The organism is Metallosphaera yellowstonensis MK1 (genome assembly GCF_000243315.1).
GTDB lineage: Archaea > Thermoproteota > Thermoprotei_A > Sulfolobales > Sulfolobaceae > Metallosphaera > Metallosphaera yellowstonensis.
On the sequence record NZ_JH597768.1, the window covers coordinates 343,423 to 350,600 of the forward strand.

A 7,178-nucleotide genomic window follows, 5' to 3' on the forward strand; every position below is an offset into this window, starting at 1 on the left:
AACCTCTATGATAAGTTTATACATATGAAGACTGGTAAGGATGGAGAATATTATTATGCGGAGTTAAGTAAAGATGAAGTAATTAAGCTTAAGGAGATTGTGGAAAAGAAAGCTAAGGAGAGAACCAACGTCCGTAAACCTTCTTATGAGACCTAATCTCCCAAATGAAAACTATACAATTTTTCCGGATCGACGCTATAAAGTATCCTTATATCTCCAGTTACTTCTATGGAGAACATTGAATTGCCATGCTTATCCTTTCCTAACTTTTCCCTGGAATATTTGAAGGGATTATCTAGCAATAATAAAACCTTATCTAAGATAAGCATAACTAACTTATCACTTGCAAAACTATCTAGAAGGTAATCAGCTAACTCATCAAGGTTACTTATCCTCTTACTGAACATTATCCTTAATTTCCATTCCTTACAAACCACATTAAAAGATATAGAAAACTTATTTAAAAATCTTTCTCTTTTCGTATATTATTTCATTAGGAATAATAGTTGTAATAATGATAATAGTGGTAATCATAGTAGTGAATGAAATGCATTGCGGCAAAGATAGTGTCGTCATTGACCTATTTATACTTGTATTATGAGTATTACTTATGGGTAGGAAGCCTGTAATTAGGCGAGACATTTCTTGTCCCTCTTGTGGTAGTCATCATGTTGTCAAGTCTGGCAAGTCTGCTGGTAGGCAGAAGTATTTGTGTAGGGATTGTGGTAAGTACTTTTTGGGTGATGCTAGTTATTATCATCATTCTAGGAAGCTTAGAGAGGAGGCTTTAAAGATGTATGCTAATGGTATGAGTATGAGGGCTGTTTCTAGAGTTTTAAATGTTCCCTTGGGTACTGTCTTCACTTGGATTAAACGTTATGGAGGCAAAGGTATGAGGAGTTAGTTGAGTTGTGGGGTAAGGCTAAGGATTTAGTCGAGGGTAAGGTTGCTGCTAAGGTTGTTGATGAGATATGGACTTACTTGTCCAAGAATATTGAGGCCTTTTACAAGTGGGTCTTTACTTGTTTCGTTTATACTTCCCTCGGCCTTTACGTTCTATTCTCAGTTGGGGATAGGGATGAGAAGGCCTTCAAGGAAATTTTGCAATATGCTCCAGAGGGTGGAAGGTGGGTGAGTGATGATTATAATGTACACTTCTCCTTGAGGAATCATACCGTAGTCAAGTTTGTTAACCCTAATGAGTCTTTACACTCCTCATTGAGGGATAGGCTCCTTAGGTTCAAGAGGGCTACAAAGGTTGAGTAGAAGTTTGGAGATGATTAAGTATTCTCTAGCGATAGTCTTATGGGAGAGAAAATTAATTCCAGAATTTGTAGGTCAATGACGACACTATCAGAAATTTCAACTAATTCACAAAGCACCGATGATAGCAAAGCTTATACATGTATTCCATAAAAGAAGATATAGTAGTGACACAATATGTTAGACAACGTACGTAATTACGAAAACGTCTTAGTATATGCACAGTACCTTTCTGGAGGGCTTATGAAGGAATTAGTTCACCGTATTGCTGAAAAAGAGGGTAAGAGCTTAAGGGAAGTAATGAAGGAAATGGATATGAGTACTGGGACTATTTATAAACCACTAGGTGAGGAGACTAAGAGGAAAATATTGGAAAAGGCGTTTGAGGTGCTAGACACTGAGGAAGTCCTACTCGAAATATTTTACGATATTAGAGCAATTTATGGTAGGGTTATTAGAGATATACTTGAGGTTGCAAATGATGAGACTAGAGAGGAGATTTTGAAAAATTACAAAGATATAGGCATAGAGAAAATACATAATATCAAACAATATCCGGAGTATAGATGAGCACAAGTATGCCTTCGATATAAAACAATTCGTCAATATCTATACAAATCAGTCCATATTCGATAAATTAAGCTGGCCGTCAAGTACTGAAGTACAGACTCTTAAGCCTAAATTAATAACACAGCAGTTATGGGAATCTTAGGGAGGTAATACCAAGAACTCGGTATTAGCGAGAAGTTTTTAATTTTCGACGTCGTCCCGCTGAAAAGATGAAGATGTCAAACCGGAAGGGACAGGTCGAACTGGCTAAGGAGGATCTGATCAAGGCGGTCAACCAGGTCCTGGGCATAGTGAGGAGGAACGGGAGGAGCAGGAAGGTCGGGTTGGCACTCGTCTTGATGGTCCTGCTAGGTGGGAGGTCCAGCGTGAGGAATGCTGCTGAGACGTTCGGGTTGGACTACGCGAACCTGCTGGAGGCGTTGGGGGAACTCGACGACGCGTGGAGGAACTACCTGGAGGTCCTGTCGGGGCTGGTGAAGGGTCAGATAGTCATCATAGACGACACCGTGGACCACAAGGAGTACTCCAGGGGGAGGGACGTGAGCCCCCACGGGAACTACTGGATCTACTGCCACACCCACGGGAGGTTCGAGAGGGCCAAGCTCCTCACGGTCGCCGTAGTGGACCTCTCCGCGGGCAGGACGTTCATGGTGGGGGCCTTCCCCTACGCCGTGAGGAAGATGTTGGACTTGGGGATGGTCAACGAGTTCAAGACCAAGATCGAGGTGGCCAGGGAGATGTTGGACGTGCTCAAGGAGCGCTTCCAGTAGCCAGGGTCGTCTTCGACTTCCGTACTGTCCGAGAAGCTCGTGACGGATAACGCAGTGTCAAGGCTCAAGTCCAACCGAACTCAGGGTCGAGTCGGCCCAGGGGACCCTAGAGGAGGTGGAGGGACACCTCCCAGTGGGATAACCTGGAGTCTACTACGCCGACCTGACCCTGGGAGGCCCAGCGATTACGGTGAAGTTGCTCGCAGGAACACGACTCCATGACACACGTGAGGTACCTCTACACGACCTACCTCTAGCTCAGCGGGGAGGAGGCCTGTCGTGTGGGAGATCGAGGAGCTCCACAGGGACGTCAAGGCCCTGGGATTCGTCCTTCTGGAGGAGGGAGAGGCTTAGGGGCTACCTCACGATCTTCACCGTGACCAACGTCGTCAGGGAGCTGGTGGGGGAGCTGAACCTGAGGAGCGTGGAGGCGTTCCTCAGGTTCGTTGAACGTCATTTAGGAGGACCGCCGGGGCTGATGAAAATCTTTAAGCTACGTTAAAGTCCCATAACTGCTGTGCTGTAGAAGAATTATTATGGGTCTACCTCCAAGGGCGGATCAAATCCAACTGCTTCCCTTGGAGGATCCAGGGAGACGTTGGAAACTGAACTTCCCTTCACCCTCATACCTTACGTAGAATCCCAGCTCTGCCAGCCCAACAGATACCACTCTCGTCTCCCCAAGTTGCCCAACCCCCTGAAATTCGGAGTGGCCATGAAATACCACCTTAGGCCTGAAGGTGAGTATTTTAGCCCTCACCTCCCGAGATCCGACCTGCACACCATTTATGATCCCGGTCCCCACACCCCAGGGAGGGCTATGAACCATAACATAGGGAGTAGAGAAGTCGCTGGAGAGGTCCCCTACTCTGTTGACTAAGAGACCTTTAGACGCCAGGTATTTCATGGCAGTAACCCCGTCGAAGTCCCCGAGGATACCTCTAAACCTCTCCAGCCTCTGGGGACACTCGACGTCTCCAAGTCCCACTATCTCCTCCCCTAGCCAGTTAAACTCACCTATCACATCTTCCCGGCAAGGTAGACCGGACATTAGTATCAAGGATTGGCTCCAGTTCATATAGAGCTATACCCGAGGCTATAAGGTCTGCTGTGGAACCCGGGTTGAGCCCCCTCTCCTTGAGGTAGGAGTTGAACGCCTCTAGTTCCTCGTCTTTAGGGCACTTGCTCAGCTTCGAGGCCATCTTGGATACCTGTAGGGCAACCCTCCCTCCCCTCTTCCTAACTATCAGACCGTCCGGTTCCACCGAGAGCAGATAGATAAAGGCACTCTGTACGTCCTTGACGAACGACCCGCACTCCCCCCTCTTAAGGATCCTGTATACCTCCATGGATAGTGGGTAACCTCGCACCATTTCCCTAGAAACCTCATCCACGTTGGTTGACCACTGAAGGACTTCACCCATCCTCAGGTTCTCCTCCCTATAGTCCATCCTATCCTCCCTCCCTAGGTAGCTCGGCGAGATCTCCAGGAGAACCTTCCTGAACCACTTCCAGTCCTCCTGGGAGAGTGTCCTCACCAATTGGCCTGCCCTCATGGTTAAATCCCTCACGTCCTCGGACCCTGGAGAAGAGTAAGCCAGTGGAAGGAGGAGGAGGGCTGTCCCTAGAATAGAGAACCTTTCTGTACCCTTCACCCCCTCATGGAGCAAGTCCATGAGGGTGGGAGACCTCCTAGCTCCCCTCAGGCACGCCTCCCTGTACTTGGGCTCCATGACCAAGGCCGATAAGACTACGTCGGTATATCTGACACCCTCAACGTCCTGTGAAGGGCTCGCGTTTCCCGGTTTAGGTACAGAGGCCTCCAGTACTGAGGCAGTTGAGAGGGCCAAACCTACCCTCCTACACAGGTAGGACGTAGCCTCTAACCTCCCTCGCACCTATCACCACTCTCCTCTCTCCGTCACACGACATAAGTACTCCCCTAACCTTAACTCTCCTCCTGCCATACATGACCGTGGAGAAGATCCCTTCGTAGCTGATCACCGTGTATCCCCCCATGAGTGCCCTGGATGGGTAGAAGAGTGCCTCAACGTCACCCTCGAGTTCTCCCGAAGTCCTTACCTCTCCCCTGCTCTCGCACACCTGCTCACAATACTTCTCGACTTCCTCCCTCACGAACAGGAACGAGTACCTCACTCCCCTGTGAACCCCCCTCACCCTCCTGTCGTAAATAGACTTCACGGCATCAAGTGGGAGGTTGTAGTTCTCCGAGGTCTCAACTATCCATTGAGGGTCTGGCTCCCTCCCAGTAAACTGAGCCATGAAGTCCTCGGCTCCCTTCCTTCCGTAAACCACCAGGTCCAGGTCTGAGTCCGAGTGTTCTATACCGAGGAGTATGGAACCGGTGACCCCGAGCTTCAGAGATGGTAATCCCTCCAGGAGGGAGAAGAGGACCCCAGAGAGGTGGGACTTCCTCTCGTTCCTCAACAACCTGTCGAAGGCATCCTCCGGTCTCATGTGATCCCTAACCCTGGACCTCATGAGGACTGGGAAACTCGCCCCGTAACATGGCTCCCACCTGAACTCCTGGGGGGAGGACGCTAAGTTGTGCACTCCGTACTTGGGGAGAACTCTCTCATATCCCCTCCAGAGACCCCTTCCAGTATAGGTGTACTTCCTGTAGGCGAAGAGGTATCCTGGAGGAGCGACGTTCGTGATCAGGAAGTAGTAGTCCCCACTTAGGTCCCGAACCGCGTCCTTATCCAAGAAAGTACCTCTTCCCATCCCTCCACCTCCACATAATCCAAGGCCGTACCTGAGCTTTTAAGCATGTCAACCAGTTCCCTGTGTGCCCACCCCGAAACTGCTGAGGCTATGAGGGAGGCTCCCACTGAAGCCTCCTTGAACCTGAAGTCGAGTTTGAGACCGAAATTTACCTCCCACTTCCTCCTCCCAGAGATTATGACCGGCACTCCGTACTTTTCAGAGTAATAGTGGGATATCATCTCGGCAACCTCCAGTGCCCTCCCATAGTTTCCTCCCGAGTAGAGGGCCAACTTGGTCAGTCTGGAGAACCTGGAGAGTAGGTAAGCAATCTCGCCGTCTAGATCTCCCGCGGATCCAGGAAACGAGGTACCTCCGATCCCATCCACGACTTTCCCCTTCAATACCAGTATGAGGGAGACGAACTTGGTACCGGCCTCAACTAGGACGAAACTCTCGAACATGGTTCTGTAGAAGAATGCTGAGGCAACCTTGTCCGCAGTCCCCATGTCAATTACGTTCCTCTTCCTCTCCTCTGGTACGCTCTCCAACTCCTTCACTGAGGGCAAGGTTATACCCTGGAGTACCCTGGAGGCGTACAGGAACTCTCTGAGGGGGCCTCGCCCCGGCTCCGCCAGTGAGAGCAGAAATACCTCCTTCTCCCCCAGTTCCCTGGTGCGGAGGAGCGGGAGACCGTGACCCGAGGGTAATGCCACTAGGGCAGGCTTACGTCTAGCTATCTCCCCCACTATCCTGAAGGCATCCTTCTCCACCAGTGATGTTGGAAACTCCCTGTACGCCACGACCCTCCCCAACTCGTCGGTGAAGGCCACAGCGTAACTACCACTCCCTGGATCTATCCCAGCAAATATCACGAGAACTTTTAATGTTCCCTGGCTTAAGAGACTTGATGATGACCTCTTAAACTGGACGGGTGACAGGAGCGGGCAGCCACTGACTACGAGTGTATACAGGAGCTTTATATACGTAGGTATACTAACTGTTGGCATGGCCAAGTCCAGGAAGTCCTCCAAGGCCACCAGGAAGTCCTGCTTCATGGACTCCAAGGTCCACGAGAGGTTGGGGGAGATGGCCCAGAGGAAAAGGATGAGCCTTTACGATTACACCAATTACCTTCTAGAGATAGGAGTGGAGATAGAGGAGAGCGGGGTGAACCTGGAGGAGATGAAGGAATTCATTAAGGTCATGGGGAAGGTCTTCCAATTTTACAAGGGTACAGTGATTGTGGCCCCATTCAACGCCACGGAGATCAAGGGAGGTTGGAGGGAGTTGGGTAAGAGACTCGGGGTCATAGTGAGGCAGAGCAACCCCGACTGCAGAGAGGGAGTGATCGGAGTGACGAAGTCGCTGTTATGGCCTTTGGGTCAGGTCGTAGAGAACGGTTACGAGGTGAGGGCTCTCTCTCCGACTTTGACTTCCAAGAACGTGCTGGAGAACCTGAAGGAGATGATGGAGGGTCTCCTGGAGTCGGCGGGGGTCAAGGGTGAAGTGGTGGCTGATCCCGGAGCTTTGGTGGTTAGGGTTAGTTGAGAGTGAAACTAGACTGTAACGCTTCTACGTAAGGGCGATTCAGGGCTCCTTTGCGAATTGTAATATCTCTGTTGATTTGGACTTATTCAATGGAGAAATTATTGAATATATTTGACCGTTTCACGAAGAAATAAGGAACCCTGTAATATTATTACAAGGATGAGATAACAGGTCGAGAGGTTGTAGTTGAGGGCTATGGCCCGGGCGATCTGGAGTATCCTCCAGGGGGAGTGGCACTTGCCGAACCTCCTCCTCTCCAGGAGGGAGTTGAAGGACTCGGCCAGGTTGTTCGACCTGAGG

The 7,178-nt window shown here is 49.8% G+C and carries 6 protein-coding genes and 4 pseudogenes; 4 read left to right on the forward strand and 6 right to left on the reverse strand.

Translation table 11 applies throughout. The annotated features are described in order from the left end of the window. Nucleotides 1–112: 112 nt before the first annotated feature. Nucleotides 113–437 (reverse strand): annotated as a pseudogene (locus METMK1DRAFT_RS09325) (type II toxin-antitoxin system RelE family toxin). A gap of 173 nt (nucleotides 438–610) precedes the next feature. Here METMK1DRAFT_RS09325 and METMK1DRAFT_RS09330 point away from each other — a divergent pair. From METMK1DRAFT_RS09330 to METMK1DRAFT_RS09340, 3 genes and pseudogenes are all read left to right on the forward strand, one after another. Beyond that, nucleotides 611–1,345 (forward strand): annotated as a pseudogene (locus tag METMK1DRAFT_RS09330) (IS1 family transposase). Nucleotides 1,346–1,440: 95 nt separating this feature from the next. Then, the gene (locus METMK1DRAFT_RS09335; protein ID WP_009073362.1) at nucleotides 1,441–1,833 is read left to right on the forward strand and encodes a hypothetical protein; all 393 of its coding nucleotides are present in this window, start codon (nucleotides 1,441–1,443) and stop codon (nucleotides 1,831–1,833) included. Nucleotides 1,834–2,048: 215 nt separating this feature from the next. Further along, a pseudogene (locus METMK1DRAFT_RS09340) lies at nucleotides 2,049–3,105 on the forward strand (IS701 family transposase). Nucleotides 3,106–3,162: 57 nt separating this feature from the next. Here METMK1DRAFT_RS09340 and METMK1DRAFT_RS09345 read toward each other — a convergent pair. Genes METMK1DRAFT_RS09345 through METMK1DRAFT_RS09360 form a run of 4 tightly spaced genes read right to left on the reverse strand, consistent with a single transcriptional unit; the run spans nucleotide 3,163 to nucleotide 6,202 of the window. Then, nucleotides 3,163–3,654 (reverse strand): metallophosphoesterase family protein, encoded by a 492-nt coding sequence (locus METMK1DRAFT_RS09345; RefSeq protein ID WP_009073367.1) that lies wholly within the window; start codon nucleotides 3,652–3,654, stop codon nucleotides 3,163–3,165. Then, nucleotides 3,617–4,501 (reverse strand): triphosphoribosyl-dephospho-CoA synthase, encoded by an 885-nt coding sequence (locus tag METMK1DRAFT_RS09350; protein ID WP_009073369.1) that lies wholly within the window; start codon nucleotides 4,499–4,501, stop codon nucleotides 3,617–3,619. The genes METMK1DRAFT_RS09345 and METMK1DRAFT_RS09350 overlap by 38 nt, the downstream gene beginning before the upstream one ends. Then, on the reverse strand, nucleotides 4,464–5,348 hold the full coding sequence (locus METMK1DRAFT_RS09355) for a nucleotidyltransferase domain-containing protein (protein ID WP_009073372.1): 885 nt from the start codon (nucleotides 5,346–5,348) through the stop codon (nucleotides 4,464–4,466). Before METMK1DRAFT_RS09355 ends, METMK1DRAFT_RS09350 begins: the two co-directional genes overlap by 38 nt. Next, entirely contained in the window at nucleotides 5,303–6,202 is a 900-nt protein-coding gene (locus tag METMK1DRAFT_RS09360; RefSeq protein ID WP_009073374.1) for a DUF1464 family protein, read from the reverse strand. The genes METMK1DRAFT_RS09355 and METMK1DRAFT_RS09360 overlap by 46 nt, the downstream gene beginning before the upstream one ends. Nucleotides 6,203–6,335: 133 nt before the next feature. On the opposite strand from METMK1DRAFT_RS09360, the gene METMK1DRAFT_RS09365 reads away from it, so the two are divergent. Next, a complete protein-coding gene (locus METMK1DRAFT_RS09365; RefSeq protein WP_009073376.1) occupies nucleotides 6,336–6,878 on the forward strand; it encodes a hypothetical protein in 543 nt (180 codons plus the stop codon). Nucleotides 6,879–6,976: 98 nt separating this feature from the next. Here METMK1DRAFT_RS09365 and METMK1DRAFT_RS09370 read toward each other — a convergent pair. Next, nucleotides 6,977–7,178: pseudogene (locus METMK1DRAFT_RS09370) on the reverse strand (IS256 family transposase); the annotation flags it as partial.

Coding starts and splice junctions, on each gene's coding strand:
- METMK1DRAFT_RS09335 (WP_009073362.1), top strand. CDS start 1,441: ATGTTAGACAACGTACGTAATTACGAAAACGTCTTAGTATATGCACAG.
- METMK1DRAFT_RS09345 (WP_009073367.1), bottom strand. CDS start 3,654: ATGTCCGGTCTACCTTGCCGGGAAGATGTGATAGGTGAGTTTAACTGG.
- METMK1DRAFT_RS09355 (WP_009073372.1), bottom strand. CDS start 5,348: ATGGGAAGAGGTACTTTCTTGGATAAGGACGCGGTTCGGGACCTAAGT.
- METMK1DRAFT_RS09365 (WP_009073376.1), top strand. CDS start 6,336: ATGGCCAAGTCCAGGAAGTCCTCCAAGGCCACCAGGAAGTCCTGCTTC.